This window comes from candidate division WOR-3 bacterium, from assembly GCA_039801245.1.
Classification (GTDB): Bacteria; Hydrothermota; Tepidihabitantia; order Tepidihabitantales; family Tepidihabitantaceae; genus JAOABP01.
Genome location: JBDRUF010000019.1, coordinates 1 through 19,496 on the forward strand (window position 1 = coordinate 1; position 19,496 = coordinate 19,496).

General features: G+C 48.8%; 19 protein-coding genes. 1 reads left to right on the top strand and 18 read right to left on the bottom strand.

All coding sequences use genetic code 11. The annotated features are described in order from the left end of the window. The 18 genes from ABIK47_03885 to ABIK47_03970 all read right to left on the bottom strand — a co-directional run. On the bottom strand, positions 1-203 hold a 203-nt coding region (locus ABIK47_03885; GenBank protein MEO0019766.1), incomplete at its 3' end, for a DNA-formamidopyrimidine glycosylase family protein. A gap of 11 nt (positions 204-214) precedes the next feature. After that, complete coding sequence (locus ABIK47_03890) at positions 215-1,744, bottom strand: S41 family peptidase (GenBank protein MEO0019767.1); 1,530 nt, start codon at positions 1,742-1,744, stop codon at positions 215-217. Beyond that, positions 1,741-2,376: a dTMP kinase gene (gene tmk / locus ABIK47_03895; GenBank protein ID MEO0019768.1), complete on the bottom strand. Its 636-nt coding sequence runs from the start codon at positions 2,374-2,376 to the stop codon at positions 1,741-1,743. Before tmk ends, ABIK47_03890 begins: the two co-directional genes overlap by 4 nt. A gap of 2 nt (positions 2,377-2,378) precedes the next feature. Further along, positions 2,379-3,467 (bottom strand): inositol-3-phosphate synthase, encoded by a 1,089-nt coding sequence (locus tag ABIK47_03900; protein MEO0019769.1) that lies wholly within the window; start codon positions 3,465-3,467, stop codon positions 2,379-2,381. A gap of 49 nt (positions 3,468-3,516) precedes the next feature. Next, positions 3,517-4,173, bottom strand: coding sequence for an MBL fold metallo-hydrolase (locus ABIK47_03905; protein ID MEO0019770.1), 657 nt, complete (start codon positions 4,171-4,173; stop codon positions 3,517-3,519). After that, positions 4,170-4,670: an MGMT family protein gene (locus ABIK47_03910; GenBank protein MEO0019771.1), complete on the bottom strand. Its 501-nt coding sequence runs from the start codon at positions 4,668-4,670 to the stop codon at positions 4,170-4,172. The genes ABIK47_03905 and ABIK47_03910 overlap by 4 nt, the downstream gene beginning before the upstream one ends. A 253-nt stretch (positions 4,671-4,923) precedes the next feature. Continuing rightward, positions 4,924-7,467 (bottom strand): hypothetical protein, encoded by a 2,544-nt coding sequence (locus ABIK47_03915; protein MEO0019772.1) that lies wholly within the window; start codon positions 7,465-7,467, stop codon positions 4,924-4,926. A gap of 247 nt (positions 7,468-7,714) precedes the next feature. Then, positions 7,715-8,917 carry a tRNA pseudouridine(13) synthase TruD gene (gene truD, locus ABIK47_03920; GenBank protein MEO0019773.1) on the bottom strand — a complete coding sequence of 401 codons (1,203 nt, stop codon included), beginning with the start codon at positions 8,915-8,917 and terminating at the stop codon, positions 7,715-7,717. Further along, the gene (locus ABIK47_03925; protein MEO0019774.1) at positions 8,914-9,192 is read right to left on the bottom strand and encodes a TMEM165/GDT1 family protein; all 279 of its coding nucleotides are present in this window, start codon (positions 9,190-9,192) and stop codon (positions 8,914-8,916) included. The genes truD and ABIK47_03925 overlap by 4 nt, the downstream gene beginning before the upstream one ends. Positions 9,193-9,195: 3 nt before the next feature. Then, a complete protein-coding gene (fabD, locus tag ABIK47_03930; protein MEO0019775.1) occupies positions 9,196-10,125 on the bottom strand; it encodes an ACP S-malonyltransferase in 930 nt (309 codons plus the stop codon). Beyond that, positions 10,122-11,000: a FlgD immunoglobulin-like domain containing protein gene (locus ABIK47_03935; protein ID MEO0019776.1), complete on the bottom strand. Its 879-nt coding sequence runs from the start codon at positions 10,998-11,000 to the stop codon at positions 10,122-10,124. Before ABIK47_03935 ends, fabD begins: the two co-directional genes overlap by 4 nt. Before the next feature lie 8 nt (positions 11,001-11,008). After that, complete coding sequence (locus ABIK47_03940) at positions 11,009-11,851, bottom strand: energy transducer TonB (protein ID MEO0019777.1); 843 nt, start codon at positions 11,849-11,851, stop codon at positions 11,009-11,011. 68 nt (positions 11,852-11,919) lie between these two features. Then, positions 11,920-12,318: a biopolymer transporter ExbD gene (locus ABIK47_03945; GenBank protein ID MEO0019778.1), complete on the bottom strand. Its 399-nt coding sequence runs from the start codon at positions 12,316-12,318 to the stop codon at positions 11,920-11,922. Further along, on the bottom strand, positions 12,315-12,731 hold the full coding sequence (locus ABIK47_03950) for a biopolymer transporter ExbD (protein ID MEO0019779.1): 417 nt from the start codon (positions 12,729-12,731) through the stop codon (positions 12,315-12,317). The genes ABIK47_03945 and ABIK47_03950 overlap by 4 nt, the downstream gene beginning before the upstream one ends. Positions 12,732-12,733: 2 nt before the next feature. Further along, positions 12,734-13,453, bottom strand: a complete 720-nt coding sequence (locus ABIK47_03955; protein MEO0019780.1) for a MotA/TolQ/ExbB proton channel family protein — start codon at positions 13,451-13,453, stop codon at positions 12,734-12,736. Next, positions 13,454-15,949, bottom strand: coding sequence for a tetratricopeptide repeat protein (locus ABIK47_03960; protein ID MEO0019781.1), 2,496 nt, complete (start codon positions 15,947-15,949; stop codon positions 13,454-13,456). After that, entirely contained in the window at positions 15,946-17,127 is a 1,182-nt protein-coding gene (locus tag ABIK47_03965) for a hypothetical protein (GenBank protein ID MEO0019782.1), read from the bottom strand. Before ABIK47_03965 ends, ABIK47_03960 begins: the two co-directional genes overlap by 4 nt. A gap of 146 nt (positions 17,128-17,273) precedes the next feature. After that, positions 17,274-18,923: a hypothetical protein gene (locus tag ABIK47_03970; protein ID MEO0019783.1), complete on the bottom strand. Its 1,650-nt coding sequence runs from the start codon at positions 18,921-18,923 to the stop codon at positions 17,274-17,276. Between the two features lie 415 nt (positions 18,924-19,338). Between ABIK47_03970 and rpmH the strand changes: the two genes are divergently transcribed. Continuing rightward, complete coding sequence (rpmH, locus tag ABIK47_03975) at positions 19,339-19,476, top strand: 50S ribosomal protein L34 (GenBank protein MEO0019784.1); 138 nt, start codon at positions 19,339-19,341, stop codon at positions 19,474-19,476. Positions 19,477-19,496 lie beyond the last annotated feature (20 nt).

Sequence of the window (19,496 nt, forward strand, 5' to 3'; positions counted from 1 at the left end):
CCCTGCGTGAGGGAAAAAAGTAGATACTTACCTTTGCGCCCGATCTTTGCTATTCGGTGCCCTTTAATCTGGTACTTGAACTCTCGCACCGAAGGAAATCCCACAATATCCTGGCGCCTAATTACCACATCAACAATCACCCGGTTTGTTACAATTGGAAGAAGGTGACGGCGAATTGTCTCAACCTCAGGCAGTTCTGGCATTAGCGCTTTGCCTACAGTCCCTTCAAAATATCTGCGGTTGAACGGGCTCGGTCTAAGACCTCAATCGCCCTTTTAACCTCGGGGTCTCGGCGGAGTCTCATCTGATACTCCCCGTGCAAACCATCAATCTTCCCACCGATTTCAATCTCAATCATCTGCGCCAAGTTAGCCTCACAGGAGTCAAACTCAGCATCGGTGAATTCAATCTTCTTCTTTGTACGCAGATAGTTCCGAAACTGCCCGAGGATGTTTTTATCCGCCTTGAAATCCATTGTCAGGTCAGGATGGGAATTTGCATACTCGGTCGCAAAGTCAAAGAAGGCGGAACCTGGTATTCGGGCAGCAAGTCCGGTTATTCTCTCTGGCTCAACATAGATGTCGGGGGCAATACCACCACCACCGTACAGGGCACGATGTAAGGAACCAAGGGTATGATAGCTCTTTTTCACAATAGCACTCGTGTCCCTTAATACCACACTACTCTTTTCACGGGGTCTGTTGATGCATCTGCCACTCGGTGTATACCAGTAAGCGGTGGTTAATTTCATACCGATTTCCGGCCCTAACTGATGAATCGTCTGCACCGAGCCCTTGCCAAATGTGGTGTCCCCGATAATTACCGCCCTTTCCCAGTCCTGGAGCGCGCCGGCAACAATCTCTGCGGCTGAAGCGCTGCCACGATTGACAAGAACAACAAGGGGATAGTCGCCGTAAGGGTCTTCCGTTTCCGCCACAAAATCCTGAGCCGTGCCCGGAGCTCTGCCTTTGGTTTTGACAATCAGTTTGCCTGGACCGAGGAATAAATCTGCAACCTCTTTCCCTTCCTGCAAAAGCCCACCCCCATTATACCGTAAGTCAAAGATGAGCTTCTTTGCACCTAATCCAAAAAGCGAATCCATCGCCCGCCGGACCTCTTTAGAGGCGACACGGGAAACATCCGCAAGGCGGATATAGGCGATGTCCTTTGTCACCATTCCTGAGTACGGAACAGCCTTAATGTTAATTATCGCCCGGGTCAATTCAAATGGGATCAGCTCCTTAACACCCGGACGGGCAATTTTTATCTTGACTTTTGTTCCAGGTTCACCACGAAGCAGTTTTACCGCATCCTCAGTGGTGAAGCCCTTAGTGGATTTGCCTTCGATCTCGGCGATCCGGTCTCCCGCCCTGATGCCGGCACGCGCTGCTGGTGTCCCTTCAATCGGCGCAATCACAGTTAACTCATCCTCCACCATGCCAATATGGATACCAATGCCCCCGAATTGCGCCTCGGTTTTAATCCTTAGCTCCTTATAATCCTTTTCGTCTAAAAACTCGGAATAGGGGTCAAGGGCATTCAAGAGCCCTTTAATTGCCTCCTGGACAAGTTTCCCGCTGTCGACTGGCTCCACATAGGTGTTGATAACAATCCCTACGACCCTACCGAAAACATTCAGACTCTCAGCCAGATTTGTCCCGCGCTGGGCAAATAACCTCCCGACAAATAAACCGACAAGCGCGGCAAGCACCACGAGGGCCACAGTTACTATTCGCCGCTTCATTTTCGCAAAACCCCCTTTCTTTCTAAGAAACCTTCCACCAGCGAACCAATTTCAGACTGAATCTCTTCTTTCGTCCTCTCGCCATTGACTATCTTTATTCTGCCTTTTGCCCGCTGGGCAATTTTAAGATACCCGGCACGCACCAACCGGTGAAACTCCTCTCTTTCCTTTTCCAGTCTGTCAGGCTTTCCCTGTTTCCGCTTAGAGCCGACCCCAACCGGAACATCAATAAAAACCGTCAGGTCAGGCTTAAGCCCCCGGGTAGCAATTTTATTCAACCGCGAAACCAGCCGCTCACCCAAGCCCCGACCGTAACCCTGATACGCAACTGATGAGTCAGTAAACCGGTCAGAGACAACAACCTTGCCCGCGGCAAGTGCAGGCATAAGTTTTTCCCGAACAAGTTGAGTCCGACTGGCAAGATAGAGGAAAAGTTCAGCAAGGGCATCCATCCTCTCTATTTTGGGGTCAAGGACAATCTCCCGTACCCGCTCGCCGATTTCTGTGCCCCCGGGCTCACGGGTAAAAATCGCCTCCACCCCCTTACCCCTTAAATACTCGACCAAGAGCTGCGCCTGGGTTGTCTTGCCTGAACCCTCAACCCCTTCAAAGGTTATCAGAACCCCTCTCACCCTTAACCTTTTCTTTTCCTGCCGTAGCGTCTAATGAATGCCTCGGTTTTTTCCCGGCAGACATCATCAGGAAACTGAACCGGCGGGGTCTTCATAAAGTAAGAGGAGGGTGCCACAATACTGCCGGCAAGACCGTTATCCAGTGCCAGCTTGGCGCAGCGAATCGCATCAATCACCACGCCAGCAGAATTGGGCGAATCCCAAACCTCGAGTTTCAGTTCAATGTTCAAGGGGACATCGCCGAATGTCTGCCCCTCCATCCGCAAATAGCACCACTTGCGGTCCTCAAGCCAAGGCACATAGTCAGAAGGACCAACATGGACATTCTCGGCACCGATGTCATATTTCAAAAGCGATGTCACCGCACCGGTCTTTGAGATTTTCTTGGAGTGCAGACGCTCACGCTCCAGCATATTCAAGAAGTCGGTGTTGCCGCCAACATTCAATTGCATCGTCTTCAGCAGTTTTACTCCCCGGTCGTTGAACAGGGAAACCAAGGTGCGGTGGACGATGGTTGCGCCCACCTGGGATTTGATGTCATCACCGATCACCGGCAGACCCGCCGCCTTGAACCGACGGTGCCAGTACTTCTGCGAGGCGATGAAGACGGGAATGCAGTTGACAAAGGCACAACCAGCCTTTAACACCTGCTCCACATACCACTTAGTCGCCTCCTCGCTCCCTACCGGCAGATAGTTCACCACCACATCAACCTTGGCATCCTTCAACTCCTTCACAATGTCTGCGGTTGGACCAGGCGCCTTTTCAATTATCTGCGAGAGGTAATAACCCAGACCGTCATGGGTCATTCCCCTGATCACCTTGACCCCGGTCTTCGGGACATCGGTAAACTTGTAGGTGTTGTTGGGATAGGTAAAAATCGCCTGGGCAAGGTCCTTGCCCACCTTGCGCTTGTCAATATCAATCGCCACCGCAAACTCAATGTCGGAGATATGATAACCGCCCAAATTGACATGCATTATTCCCGGGATAAGCTCATCCTCCTTGGCGTTGCGGTAATAATGAACACCCTGCACCAAACTGCTGGCACAGTTACCTACGCCGATAATGCCGACTCTTATCTTAGCCATCATTTCCTCCTATTTCTCATAATAAAAATAGACATTTTCCGGTCCTAAGTCAAATAGACCAGGCGCTCCCTAAAAATGGGTTAATTAAGAGCGCCCTCCCAAATGTCCCGGTATTTCCATGACCTGGATAGAGCATCGTTTCCTTCCTTAAAAGCCCCTGAAGACGAACAAGTGACGCCTGCATCTCCATTTCCGAACCACCGGGCAAATCCACCCTGCCAATCGAGTCAAGAAAAAGCGTATCACCGGTAAAAGCATAATCCGAACCTAAGAGGCAGATGCTTCCGGGCGTGTGCCCAGGGGTATGAATCACCTTCAAGGTCTCATCCCCAATCACTATCTCATCACCCTCAACTAAAAACCGGCTGGGTTGGGGTGATTTAATCCTCATCCCCATCATTAGTGAGAGGTTTGCATCCGGAGACACAAGCATCGCTCCATCCAGTTTATGAATCAAAATCGGCGCGTTGGTATGTTCTGCAACCTCTCCATTTGCCGCAATATGGTCAATATGACCGTGGGTATTAATAATAAACTTCACCACTCCCCCCAGTTTTTCTGCCCGTCCAAGAATCGCCTCCGCATCCCCGCCCGGGTCAATCACCACCATCTCATCACCGGATTTTAGAATATAGCAGTTGGTCAAAAGCGGACCAACCTCCAGCCTCTCAATCACCCGCGCCGAATTTTTATCCTCTGCCCTCATTTCACCAGTCGGGCATTGAACCCTCTACCCTTAATTTGCCAACCTTCACTTCTCAAAAGCCTTATCTTCATCTCTGCACCGCCAGCAAAACCGCCCAATCTCCCATTTTTTGCCACCACCCGATGGCAGGGGAAAAACAAAGGGATTGGGTTGTGCGCCATAACCTGTCCCACCGCCCTTGCCGCACCTGGTTTACCTATTGCCCGCGCCAGTTCCCCATAACTCATCACCCTGCCAAACGGGATTTGTGCACAGCGCCAAAGAACCCTCCGGGCAAAACCGCTTAAGTTTTGCAAATCAAACTGAAATCCGCTTTTATTAAAACCCTCACGCCAGACCCTTCTTATCCTCTTGCCGAGATTTCTGTCCCCTTTCCCTTCAAAATCGCTTTTAAGTTCTGCCCGAACGACCTTCCCATCCCGCAAATACATCACCACCGAGCCAAAATCAAGCCGTGCCCGACACAAAGTTAATCTCTCTTCTCTTTTATTTTTCAAGACTCTAATCATAACCCTGTACCTGCAAAAGTCAAGAAAACCTACCCTGCCCATTACGATACATTTTCCCCTCCTCAAAATCCAGAAAAAAACCATTCACTGAGGCGCAAAAACAAAAGCACAGAAGCCAATTATGCCAACTCTTTTATTATCTATATCTTATCTACTTAAACAATATTGCGGTTACCATTCATAATCCACCCCGGGGGTCACCCCCCTCCTGCTCTCCTTCAGCGAAAATCTGTTGCTGGCGCTATTCCCTGCTGAACCTAACTGGATTAAAAGGGTTAATCATGACCCCTTCCAAAACCTCACTTTTAACCTGGATATAAAACTGATGAGTGACCGGCTTTTTTAGACCAAGCGCAAGACCAGCGCTGAAACGGACCGGAACATAATAGGCAAGAACAAAGTCAAAACCCATCTCCGCTCCGAGCCCGATGCGGTAATCCTTTATCCCCCTCCTGATTTCATCAAAAGTCATACCGGCATCAGCGAAGAGAGCGGCGTTGATATTGGATAAGAAAACCGGTGCAATACCCAGACCCCGCTCAACCCAGGAAAATGGTGTCCGGAACTGCAGCCCACCTGCCAATATATTTGCCCCGCTCCTGGAGGAATCGGTAAAGCCCCGCACAACAAACGGTCCGTTCTGATTTGTAAACGCAAAGGCGTTGAATCGCGAACTGTCGCCATAAGATACACCTATTGCCACCCTGGGGCTTAAACTCCAGTTTGCCGGCGGGTTTCCAAGGTATTCCTTCCAGGAAACAACCGCACGCAGCCGGTTATGCGGGGATACCAACTGCCTTGACTCTGCAATTGCAATGATGTCAAAACTCCTACCCTGGACCGGCTCCACACAGAATCTGAATCTGCGGGCATTGCTGAACCGATAGAAACCGTCAAAAATTAGGGAAAAGAGTGAATCGTGATTGAGGTTTGCCCCTATCCCAAAAGCTTGATAATCCCTTGTCCGGTAAATCGGCATTTCCACCCCGAGCCGGCTGTTTTGCCTTTTAAAACTCCAGTTGCCGGTGAATTGAAAAACAGGAGGGTATTGATGCAGTTCATAAGAGAAATTTAACTGCGGCGTCCTCTGTTTGCCTTGATATGTTGCTACTACCTGATACCGGTGAAAGCGCAAAACATCCCAGCCCATTGTGAAGATACCAAGACCAATTCCTGAATCAAAGGTAAGCCAGGGGAGCCAGAACCTGGGTAGAACCGAGGGCATGGGATTATAATAGTAAACCGCTGATGCGAAAGAATCCACTGGACAATCTGGGGCTTGTGAAATTCCGAATTCCAAATGCTCAGATGCTGGCTGCCACTCCCGAGGAACAAAATCCATCAGATTGATATCATACCCTTCAGGTCCAAGTGCGGTAACGGCGATTTTTTTGTTATTTGGTGAGACTGCGGGCTGGAAGACACCCCCAAGGACATCGGTGCAGCGGTAAAGTTTTCTGGTCTCAACCGCAAAGGCATAAAGGTTGTAAACCCCGGAGCGGTCAGAAACAAAGAAAAGCACCTTGCCGGTTCTCGACCAAGAGGGAAAAAGGTCGCAGGCGCGGTCCTGGGTTATGGGGATAACCCAGCCCTGGTTCAGGTCGATGATTTCGATATCAGCGTAGCCGGACTCCCGCCAAACACCGACCGCTACTAATCCACCTTCGGGCGAGAACCGAGGCTGATGAAAGTAGTCAAGCCCGCTCATCTCTGCCAACACCGTCCTTTCCCCGGTTTCGTAGTTTAAAATGACGAGGCGACTTTTCCCCGAGTCATTGCTGACATAGATGACAGCGGGGCGGTCTGGAGCAAAGTCAGGGTCACGCGCCCGCTCATCAAAGGTAATTCTTTTCACCTTGCCCTGAAAAAGGTCATAAAAGAAGATATCGCCCTGAACATAACCCTGACCTTTGACAAACAATTCGGCAAACGCCAGATACCTGCCATCAGGCGAAAGGCTGAGGCTGCCCGTTACCTCACCCTCGTGAAGGGTTGTGGAAATGTTGGTGCCAAGGTTGAACGCCTTGATTGCGCGCCTTTCCCTGTCCGATGCCGAGACAAAGTAAATCTCCATTCCATTCCGCGACCAGATGGGTGAGGAGGTGTTGAAACCCTCAAAGGTAATCTGGTTAAGTGCTGGTTTCTCAGTGATGGTTGAAAGTTGGGAGTCTTTTTGTCTGATTAGTTGGTTTTGCCACTCCTGATAGAGAGCGGCAAAGTTGGTGCCGAAAACCCTTTTTGCGGCAACATTCTCAAAAAAAGGCAGCTGTTTTGAATGCTGACGATTAAAAACCTCCCAGATGGTATCCCCATTTCTCTTAGCGAGATGGGCAAAAAAGCTGCTGCCATAAATATACGGGGCAAGAGCTGAGGGATAGCGCTGAAGTTCGTAATTGGTGCAGCGGTCTAAAGGCAAGAGCCGACCCTTTTGCGCTGCGGTTAAAAGGATTGAACGCCATTCAGCGCTCCGCTCTCTACCAAAACCTGAGAAGCGGCTCTCGTTGTAAACCGCATAACCTTCAATGAGCCAGAGAGGCATAAGCGCATTGGGAACTATTACCCTCCCGAAAATGCGCCTTAATATGAGAGGCAGACCGTGGCACTGGTCAAGTTGGACAATATGGGAGTATTCGTGAAGCAGAAGGAGGCGCAGCCAGTCTTCACTGTTTGCCTTTTCCGGTCCGGGCGTAAAGGGCATAATGACAACGGTGTTGTCAGGAAAGGGTGTGGCATAGCCATTGTAGTAGTCGTAGTAATCGGCAACAACCAGTTGGGTTTTACTCACGGGGACAGAAATTCCGCTTGTTAGAAATGTCTGCCTTATCCCCTCAGCAGTTTGAGCCAACTGGGTGATAAATTGAAGCCTTTCCGAGGTTAAATGACCCTTACAAGGGAAGTGAATGGAGAAATGAGGACTCTCCATCGTGAACCAGCTGAAACGAGGTTCAAGGGAAATGCCGGGCGGTGAAAGGGGCGAGGGGTAAAAAAGGCAAAAGGTAAGAGGTAGAATGGCAAAGGCAAAATTTTGCATTTTACACTTTTTGGGGGGCATTTTGCATGGATGGGTGCGCTGTAATTGATGGTGGGAGAAGGAGGCGTTTCAGGAGGACAGTGGCATATGAACCAGGGGGAAGAATAAATGAAAGGCGAACCTTGCTTTTGCCCGGGTACAGCTCATCCGGCTCTGGACCCATCATCTTTAACTGCACCGGCTTAAATATTGCTCGGCGCTCATAAGGCTTAAAAAATAGCCCTTTGATGCGGAATCTGAGTTTCAACTGGTTTAGATTTAGACCTTCTTCTTTTAAAACCTCCTGGGCGATCCGCTCAATCCGCTCATCAGGAAATCGGGCTTTTGGTCCTAAAGCCGGCAGGGGAAGATGGGTTAAATAGTCCTGCTGGTGAGAGGTGAGGGTTTCGTAAAAAGCCATCTCACCCAAGTTGTATCTGATTCTGATAGTTTTTAAACCCATCTCTTGAAGAAGTTTGAACAGCATCCGATTCCAGAGCCAAGACTGATAGGCTACGATAAATAGTTCCAGAAGGGTCTTAGGAAGGAGCTTTACTGCACCCTCAAAATCACGGGGGTTTTTGACCAGATAGGCAATTGCCGCCTTCCCCTCAAAGGGAACAATTTTCAGGCATCTTTCCCAGTTGCCCCAGTTTGCCAAGAGTTCCTTTTTGCGCCTTCTGAGTTTGGAATCATCACCCTTCCCTGGGGTAGCAAGAAATAGCTTTAGGGCGCCGTTGTAATGCCCAGCTATTAATTTGCGCGCAATAAAACCCTGTTTATGCCTTGCAGAACCAAAGCGCTGTTCATCATAATAGTTGGCAACACCGTCACTCCGGATTGCAGGAAGTGTCGTGGTAATAGCAGACAGTTCGCTTTCTTGAAGAGCATGGAGGGTGATGTTAAACCTGTTGCCAATCACCATCCTCGGAAGAATCGGTTCGTTTGACATTCCGATACGGGTAAGGGAGTAGTTGGGTGCGATTATCCTATCAGGTCCTTTTCCTAATAAGGAAAGATATTGCACCGTGAATGAGTAGCGGTCTTTGAGCCCGGCACGAGAAAAGCCCTTGAGTCCGTAACTTCGTTCAACCTCACGAATAACATCAAGGGTATTCCAGTAGCGCTTTTCCAAACGGTAGATTGAATACCTGCCGGTCTTTTGAAGTTTAAGCCGGATTAGCTCCCTGACCTGGAAATCTTCAGGTCGGCATTTTATCTTCATCCGCGCAGGGAACGGATTAAGAGCAGGATACCGAGAATGAGAAATAGCACACCAGCACCAGTCTGAATCCAGCGTATAGGAAAGACCCTTGTCAGGTTTGAACCAAGGAGCGCAGCCAAAAGGGAGGAAACCGTCAGCGCCAGGGCACTGGCGATAAATACGCCCCAGAAAGATTTGAAACCTGCGGCAAACGAGAGCGTTGCCAATTGGGTCTTGTCCCCTAATTCGGCAAGGAAAATCGCAACAAAAGTTGTAAGAAAAGTTTTCCAGTCCATTGTCTAAACTCCTTCCATCAATCCCTTCAATTCGGTTGCCTTCCCTGCCGGACGAACAACTAATTCGCGGTCTATTCGCCTCACAAGGCCCGCTAGGACCTGGCCAGGACCCACCTCAAGAAAGTTGTGGCAACCAATCTCTTTAGCGGACCGAATTGTTCTCACCCATTGCACCGGTGAGATTAACTGTTTCTCAAGGTTTGTTCGCACCTCATCAGGGCTCTGCGCGATTCTGCCAGTAACATTCATCACAACTGGAAAACGAGGTGGATGAACCTTAATTGAGCGCAAATATTCAGCAAATTCTTGGGCAGATTCAAAAAGGAGCGGCGAGTGAAATGCACCTGAAACTGGCAACTGCACCACCTTGAGCGCACCGCGACCCTTTGCCAGTTCCATTGCCCTTTTCACCGCCTCCGGTTCACCCGATATCACCGTTTGCTTCGGCTCATTGTAATTTGCCGGAACAACTACACCACCAGCCTCGACACAAATCGCCTCCACAATCGCTGAGTCTATTCCGATAATTGCTGCCATTGTTCCCGGTCTTTTCTCGCCCTCATTAAACATCAAAAAAGCCCTGCGCTTTACCAGTTTCAAAACGCTCTCAAACTCCAAACAGCCGGCAGCATAAAGTGCAGAGTATTCACCTAATGAGTGTCCCGCGGCAAGTGTAGGATGGAAGGAGCCAGAGGTTAGTATCGAAAGGCAGGCCAGGGAATGAGTGAGAATCGCAGGCTGGGTATAACGGGTCTGACGCAACTCCTCCTCAGGACCTTCAAAGGAGATTCGCTTTATCGGCAGTTGTAAAATATCTTCCGCGCGGTCATAGATATCCCGAGCCGAAGGAAATGTTTCATACAGGTCGGCACCCATTCCCACATACTGAGAACCCTGACCAGGAAAAAGGAACGCAAATGAGGTTGGGCTCATTTAGCAATGTGAATCTCTATCCGTGACTGCTTTGGCTTCAGCCCAGGAATGAACTTAGGTACAACCTTAAGTACATCTTTAGGCAAAACCAGCCGCCTGCCGATTTCTGACTCCATCACCGCACAGCGGTCAAAGCTAAGCTTCTCCTTTTCAGTATAAACATAAACCACCACCTCTTGGACAACCCTTTTAGTGTGTTCCTTGATGAAATTAGCAATCTCATCCAGTCGTTGCGCTGCCGTAGAAATCAAAGTAGCACCATCGGACACAAACAACTCATCAGCAACGATCGATAAAATCCACTCGTTTTTTTCCTCCCAGCTAACGGCGTTGATTTTCATCGGCTCGCAGGGAATACGAGTTTGGTTTCCTCGGGCGTCATAGGCATTAAAGGTAAAACTGTAAACATCGCCAGTAGGTATCGGCTCACCATCATCTGTACGTCCATCCCAAGTAATTACTGCTGGTGGTTGCCCCTTTCCTTTAATGTGCCGGACCGTCTCCCCCAGAGAATTGGCAATGACTAGTTCCCAGTTTGCCACTCTTTTTTCAAATTCAGGTAGAAAGACAAGGATATCACCAGCAAGGAAAGTCCGCTCAACCGGCACTCGCAGATACGAAGAGGAAAGAAACTGACGACTAACCAAAAGCGAATCCACCGCTTTAAGCAACTCATCATCAAACACATAAGACTCTGAACCAAAAAACTCCTGCACAGGAATCCAAGGGTCAAACTGTGGTACGAGAGAAAACTTCTGGTCAGTGATAACTATCTCTGCTTCACCAGTAATTAACTCTTCTCCTAATGCATGCTCTCCTGGAGCTGGCTGACTTTCAGGAGTTTGACCGAAAATTAGCGAAAAAATGATAAACAAAAAACCATTCATGCCAATTGGAATATGAAAGTGACTTCCCCCCACTGTTCCTCAGACTTAACCCCTGGTCCAAGGGGTGCAAACTCCCACAATTGCAATGCTTCCACCACCACCAGGTCAAGGTCAGGATAACCAGAACTAATAACAACCTGAGGAATCCCCTTCACCTGTCCATTAGGCAAAACCCAGATGCGTACAGTTACCTTGCCACTGATATGTTGGTCAAGTGCCCATTTGGGATAGCGGGGTTTGACCTTTTTGAGGATTTGGCGCTCTCGAATCGGACCAGCAATTTGAAAACTTGTCCCTTTGCCAACCGGAACGGAAACGGTTGGTTGCGGTTGAGCAAGCGGCTCTTTTATAATCTGGGTAGAGGCTGGTTTATCAACCGCACGACGCTCAAGCGAAAGTTGCGGCTGAGGAGGTGCATGCGGAATACCAGGAACTCCGCGCAGTCCGAGTGCACCACCAGAACCACCACCGCTCCTTTCCAAGACTATTGGTGCCTGTGACAAAATCTCCTCCGTAGTCTGCGCCGAACCTTTACCACCGAGGCGTATCACATCCATTTCCTCGCTTTGGGCGAGTTCGTAACGCTCAAGTTCTATCCGCGCCTGGGATGGAGACCTTTCCAGGGTAGTACTCATATCAAAGGGTACAGCCTCTTCTTCAGCACCACCTCCAAAATAGGCTGGGGGTTCTTTGCCTTGACCTAAACCCTGACCTGTGCCAGAGGCACGTGTTATCTTGGCCACCTCAGGACGATAAGTCACATCCATAAATGTCACCTCCTGAAGGTCAAATCCAGTATCAATCGCCTCTCGGGAACGGGAAATAAGGAAAATCATCATAACATGAAAAACCGCCGATATCAAAAGAGCAATTTCAAGGGTGTGGGTCTTTTGTTGCGCAAACATCCTCACCTCTCCCTAATCTTTTTAGTCGCACAGGCAATCCGAAGCGCACCCGCCTGTCGCGCACAGGCAAGTATGTCCAAAACGGACGAGTGTAAACATTCTTTATCCGCTCTGATTATAACGAGCGCATAAGGGTCTCTGGCAATCTCAACGGCAAGCCGATTCTTCAAATCATCAAGATCTTTAACCGGCTGGTCGTTAAAGTAAAGAAAACCCTGAGTGGTCAGGGTAACGGTAACATCATCTTCGGTTTTTCGCTCAGCGGTATGGGTTTCAGGAACATTAACCGGCGTTGAGTTATGGGTTAAGACCATCGGTGCAACCACCATCATCACTAAAACAAGTATTAACCCAACACACGCCATTGGTAAAATGTCAATATTTGGTGCCTCTTTTATCATTTAGCTTTCCTTGTTCTGAGAAGTGCCACATCTGCTGCACCCGCCTGTTTTGCTATGTCCAAAACCATCATCACCCTCTCATATTTTACCAAATCCTCAGCTGCTACCACAACCCGACGCTCAATGCTACGCTGAAGAAGTCGGGGCAGAAGTTCAGCAAGGTTTTCAAATGATACCTGGGCTTCATTCAAAAGGATCCTGCCGTCATTGGTCAGATAGACATTGGCTTTAATATCCGAGCCAGGCTCATTTACCCCTGCCTTTATGGCGCCGGGTGCTGAGACAAATATCCCCGTCTCAAAAAAAAGCGGCATCGAGACCATAAAGGCAATCACCAGCGAAAGGGCAATATCCACAAGGGAATTCAAAACGAGTCTTGGGTTGCGTCGTGGTTCCCATCCTCTTCTGCGCATTTTCAGAACCTCCAGGTCGAATCCTCAATAGTCCGGGGCTTTCCTACCGTTGCGTTTCTAACCGGGGGGTTGTCCCCGGGACTGGCTCCATCTCCGGTCTGTGCCTTGTAACGCTCTAAAATCACTATTAGCCGCTCAGATGCGCTTTCCAGAGCCATCGTGAGGTCCAGAGATTTTTTGGAAAAGTAATTATAAAAAAAGAGCACCGGTATGCCAATCAGCAGCCCGAAAGCGGTTGTAAGTAGTGCCTCGGCGATGCCTTTTGATACCACCGCGGGACCACCAGAACCAGTTGCAGCAATATTGCTGAATGCGCCAATCAATCCGACAACCGTGCCTAAAAGCCCTAAAAGTGTCGCCGCATTGGCAAGAGTACCCATACCACCTAATAGCCGTTCATAACGAATGCGCTCTTCCAGTATCAGGCTATAAAGTAAATCAGACAGTTCGTCAGCCCCAAGCGTAATGTTATCAAGGGCCACAGTGAAAAGTCTACCCAGCGGGTTCTTTTGCTCACGACTCCAATCCAAGGCTGGTTGAACACCGGACTGAAAAAGGATCTCTCTGAGGTCCCGAAGCCCTTTACTGGCATTAAATCGATTTTTAGTGAAATACCAGAAGCGCTCAATGATTAACGCTAAGGCAACAATAGAGGCTATGAGCAAAATCATCATCACTGCGCTGTTCTTAAAGATTGAAATTAGACTCTGACCTAGTATCATTTATTTATCTCCTTGTGCTTTTGTCTCCTTGATTTTTTCTGCCGGCACATCGGGGGAATCGGGCGTCTGGCTTCCAGTAGCGCCCAGCCGCTGCCGACAAAGCTCTAAATTCTTTCGGGCACTCTCAACATACTCAGAAGCAGGGAATGAATCAACAACCATCTGGAATGACGACAGTGCCTTGTTATATTCACCGGCATTGAAATAAGCAACCCCCTGGTTGAAAAAGGCGCCACTCCTTAAGTCATGTTTAGGGAAATAGTCAAGGAACTTTTGATACGCCTGGGCTGACTCATACCACCTTTTTAACTGGGCATAGGCCTCAGCGGTCAATAGTTGCGCATCACCAGCAACCGCCGAATTAGGAGAGTTAACCACTACCTGCTGAAGTGGTATTATCGCCTCATCATATCTACCCGCATCAAACAGTTCTTTCCCCCTTCTAAAATACCCTTCTGCTGCCAGCTCCGACTCGGGAAATCTCTTGAGAAATTCCTGTCTCAAAGTGGTATCCTCCTGACTGGCGAGATAATAAGCCATCTCCAGACTCTTACGCACACTTGGCGCCTGCCGGTCTGAGGGATAAATGTCGAGGAACTTCTGATACTCCCGAATGGCATCCAAGAATTGGCGCCGATTGTAATAGCACTGGGCGATGAGTGCCTGCGAAGCCGGTGCAAATGAAGAAAAAGGATAACGCTCAATGACAAATTGAAAGGCGGCAATGGCTTTATCATATTCCAATGCCTTGAAATAGGTATCACCGGTGCGAAAAGCCGCTTCTGCTGCCTTGAGGTTACCGGAAGGATATTTATTAATCAATGCGGTCCAGGCATCCACCGCTTGGCCATAATATTTTAACTGGTAATAGCAGTATCCAGCATAGAAGTAGCCAGGAATTGCGGCAGAGGGAATGTCAGGGAAGGTATTGGTCAAGGCCTCAAATACATCCAACGCCTTTAAATACTCTTTTTTGTTAAAAAGAGAATAGCCATACCCAAGGTAGGCAGAGATAGTAAAAAATGTGTCGTTAAGTTGAGAGGTAAGGAGGATTTTAAAGGCATCGGTTGCCTCAGATAGGCGGTTGAGGTGATAGAGGCAATAGGCGCGCCCAAGTCGGGCATAATGGAAAGTAGTAGCATCGTTTTTCCGCTGGAAACTCTCTTGATAATACTGTTCTGCCTCCCTATACTTCTGAGCGTAATAAAACGCCTCCGCAAGAAAATAAAGTGTCCGGGTCCGCCAGCAAGTGGTGTCATCAGGATAGTCAATGACGTGTTTCGTTCCCAATGCCATTGCCTTTTCAAACTGACTGGTGGTATTTAGGGTCAAAAGAAGCATGGCTGCTGCCGGCTCGCGGAACGCGGTAGTGCCATAATCGATAAGAACCTTTTCAAACTGTTTGATAGCATCGTCATAATTGCCCGTCTGGTAGTAAAGACTCCCGAGGAAGTAAAAACCAACTCCAGAGAGTTCGCCACTGGTAAACATCCTCGCCAACTGACTGGTGGTGAGGATAGCCTGAGCGGTATCAGCACTTGCCAGCATCGCCTGCGCCAGTTGGAGGTGGGCATAGGTTGACAGCTTACTGCGGGGGTAGTTTGAACGAACCTTTTGGAAACGCTCTACCGCCTGCTCTGGTCTACCCAGCGCCATTTCGGCATAGGCAATGAAGTAGTTGGCGTGGGCTGCAAGGAAGTTATTCGAGGCGCGAGTAAGTGGCAGAAGGTGCTCAATTGCGCTCGGATATTCCTTCTGGGCTATTAATGCACAGGCTAAGAAGTAATGAGCGTAATCGGCAAACGGAGAATGGGAAAACCGCTCAAGAAAGAACCCAAACTTTGCCCGAGCACCATCGTAATCCCGATGTAAGAAAAGTGCCAGTCCGGCCTCAAAGTGGGCAATCTCTGCTAATGGTGTAGCGGGATGGCTGTCGCTAACCTCTTTAAATTTCAAAAGTGCTAAAAGTGGTTTGCCAAGTTTCGCGTAGGTCTTGCCCAAATAAAGTTTTGCCTCAGGGAGGTCTGCCATCTCAAGTTTCGCCCGTGCCTGTTCATAGGAATGTTGGAAATAGTATAAAATCCCCAGGGCGAAATTAGCACGCGGGTTGTTCTCATAACCCGGCTCCTTTAACAGCTTCTCGCAGATAACTTGCGCCTGGCGGAAGTTGCCCATCATAATATATGTCAGCACCGCTCCATACATCGCCTCTGGTTTTATATACGAATAACGATGGCGCTCAAATAGATACTGAAATATCTTTAACGCCGCTTGATAATTACCCTGGTTAAAATGGCATTCAGCAAGGGTATAGCGTAATTCGTCACCATATTCACTTTCACCAAACTCTCGAATAAGCCCCTGCAGCTGCCTAATCGCCCGTTCATATTCACCATCAGCGATCAAAACTTGAATTTGGTTGTATCTTTCAGTTAGCCTGCGGGTCTCCTGTGATGTCAGGACAAAAGGAATTGTCAAAAGTATTGCTAAACTCATTGCTTCCTGGATTTAATTTCTATCTTGCCCTGAGGACCCCGAGTGAAAACCGTAGTCAACAAACCGCTGGATTTTAGCGAAAGGTTACGCTGGTCAACAACCACCATCTCGTAGTAATATCTGCCATCGGGAACTAACCTGCCCGCATCGTCCAGCCCATCCCACAAGAGCCGCGGCGGTGGTGCATCCCAGCCACTGTATGAGCGCACCAACTCGCCATACGAATTTTTAATGATAACCTGCCAGCGCTTTGCCGGCGCACGAGAAAGACAGCGGACATCCATCCATAGAACATTTGTTTTATCTTCAGGCGTCGGAGTAAAAAGCTTGGGGAAACCGTCAATCCACACCCGGAAGCCGCCAAAATTCAAAGATAAACCCAGTTTGTGTGTCGGTGCCAGCTGGAAGGTGGATTGGTAGTGAATTAAAATCGCATAATCAATACCCAATGACATCTTACCCCAGGATTGGTGAATTCCTAAGCCAAAACTGAGTTCATTGAGGTCAATCCCAGCACGCTGAATCAGAACACCGGGAAGAATCTCAAACTCCAACCCACCGCGAGGCCTAACGTCCAGCTTGTATGCACCTAATTTACCACCAGAGTCAATCTTGCGAACAATGGGCGAGGTTAAATCCGCCGTAATTGTTACCCGATTATCAATAAACCGCACCGCTGCGCCAGCACGGATCGTACGGGGATATCGGTCGGAAACACTGTAAAGGGTTAAAACGGGCTCTACCACATTCTGCATCGCCAAACCAAAACTGAACGGTCCCAAATCCCTTAGGAGAAGCCCTAAATCAGCACCAATGCCCACATCAGCATATTGCGCCAGGTTTTTTAAGAGTAGTTTTACCGTCCCGCCCAAGCCTACAATTGGAAAAGGATTGTAACCATAGGAAACAATAAAAGCATTCTCCGAAAAAAATGTAGGCTGGTAAGGGTAGTTTTCTGGAGTCCGGGAGTCTATCCCCTCCGCACCAAAATTCAATATACCCAACCCAAACCCGCCGAACTCTCTTGTCGGTAAAGTATAGGCAAGGTACTCCATTCTTGCCCCGTAAAGTTGTGCATGGGAGATTAAAACCTCCTGACTGTTCAACTGGAAAAGACCGCCCGGATTAAAATACAAAGCCTGGGCATCATCGGCTATAGCCACAAACGCCTTTCCCATCCCTAAACTCCTGGGTGCGCACCCATAATCAAGAAATGCGCCTGGAAGCCCCCCCTCGAATGCCAGGGCTGGACACAGGAAAAGGCATAGGTATATGGTAAGGTAAATAATTCTCAACCTTAAGCTTGACCTTTGCCTGTTCCTTTTCACCAGACCACCCCTAACCGGTATGTGCTCTTAAATGTGGTGCCGGTGTGAAGCTGCCCAAGTATCTGCACAACATAAATGCCACTGGCAACCCTCCTGCCTTCCCGATTGCGTCCATCCCAGATGACCTTGTTAACCCCGGCACGCCCTCCGGGTTGACCCTGCTTGAACTTGTAACGCACAACCTCATTACCAAACGGGTCGTAGATGCGAAAGTCAATCCCACTCGAGCGATTGAGATAATAGTAAATCTCGGCGGTGCTGCGATTGTACCCAAAAGGATTAGGAAAGGCGATAATTCTTCCAGAAAACAAACCGCTATCAGGAAGATTCACATAGATAGCAATCAAAGAATCTGCTATGCCTGAACTTATGCGAATCGTGTCCCACTCGGCAAAGTGTGCCCTGGTGCAGAGAAAACGGGCGAGCGCAACACCAATCGTATCGGTGAGTAACGCCTCATCCAGCATCTCACCATTGCCTTTTGCCACCTCAAACTGGCACACCGCCTGCTTAACCGGCTCGCCATTGGCGTCACGCACAACCACCTTGATAAAAGCGGTATCACCGGCAAAAATCGTATCCGGCGCTGTAATCTCAAGGTTTTCCCCCCTTGCCCTGATGTCAATCCTTGTGCGATAAGACTCAAACCTTCCCTCAGGGTCAGTAACACAGATGTCCTGATTTGTCCCGGGAAAATTGAACATTGCCGCAATAACAACACTATCAATCAGGGTCGTTTCCGCCGGAATAAACTGCGCGGCAAAATCAGACCGCAACGAAACAGTAACACCTCCGGCACTTACCGGGTTCCAGCACCGGTCGCACCCGTAAACCACAACTGGAAAAGGTTCCTGAACAAACTGGGGCAAAGGAATTCCGGCTTTACCTGGGGTTTGCCACCCTGAGACAGCAGTATCACCAGGAAGAGAGGTCTCACCTGGGACAAGGAGCAAAAGTCGGGAAAACGCACCTGGATTTACCGTGAATAAGGCGGATGTATCTGACCTTAAACCCTGAGCATAAATCGGTTGAATAATAACCCAGTGCCTGCCTGCCTGCCGAAATGAAGCGGTAATTGCTCTGCAGCCATTATTAAGCTCTCCACCTCTGGGCAAAAAGGCAAAGCTGTCGGTTGCCCTTAAGGAAAAACTGTCTCTCCCCGCACCAACCGGATTGCACCACTCGTCAGTTAAATAAACAGTAAAGACAAAACTGTCGCCAGCGGTCTGACTTTGCGGCAAACCTATCCTGCCCTCTTTTGTCCCCGGGCTCAACTGCTGGCCAGGCAGAATACCGAGAAACCGCGCCGGCGTATTAGCATAAACCGCAAAGGCATTGCTGCTGCTTGTTACCCTTCCGGAATCATCGGTGCAGCGAATCTGCAGACTCTCGGCAAGCGTCACCATCACCTTGCCCTGCCAAACCCCGCTGCGAAAAGGACCGATGACATTGGGATAGATATAAATTGCACCCCGGCTCGTGGAAAGAAAAGCCGGACGGTTGTAATCATAATAAATGTTGCCATTAATGTCACGGGCAATGACAGTTATGTTAAAAGAGTCTCCCGCGAACTGAGGGGTTGTGATGGGCGTGAACTCAAACGAGTTCAACTGGGCGATTAAAAGTAACCCCAGCGTCGCACTCATTAAAATTATTATAACATTCTTCACATATGTGTCAATTAAGTGCCCATAATCAAAAACATCCCTACCAATTTTTGTTTAAGTTCTTTGTGAACCCTCTGATAGAGCGTTCGAGGTAGTGTTAAATTTAAAGGGGCAACAAATAATGAAAAAATTCTCCTATTCTTATATTCTTATTCTTATATAAATGCACAAAATATTAGGGTGCAAATTGGTTATCTATCATATTTCCATAACTTAGCCAAATACCAATTTAAATCAGGGGATCACCCCGGGGGTGACTCCCTAAGGGCACACCAACCAGCACCTCTAACACCGATCTGGTGCCTCATCAATCTCTTTATCTTTTGGTATTGGCCTTAATCAGGTTAACCTTGACTCCTATTTTAGGATTTCTATAATTCTAAAAGGATTAATTATGCCCAAGAGAACTTATCAACCATCAAATATCAGGCGGAAGCGCACCCATGGCTTTCGCGCCCGGATGAGAAGCGTCGGCGGTAGAAGGGTTTTGTCCAATCGTCGGCGTAAAGGCAGACACCGTCTGACCGTATGAGGAATCAGGTGCCTTACTGG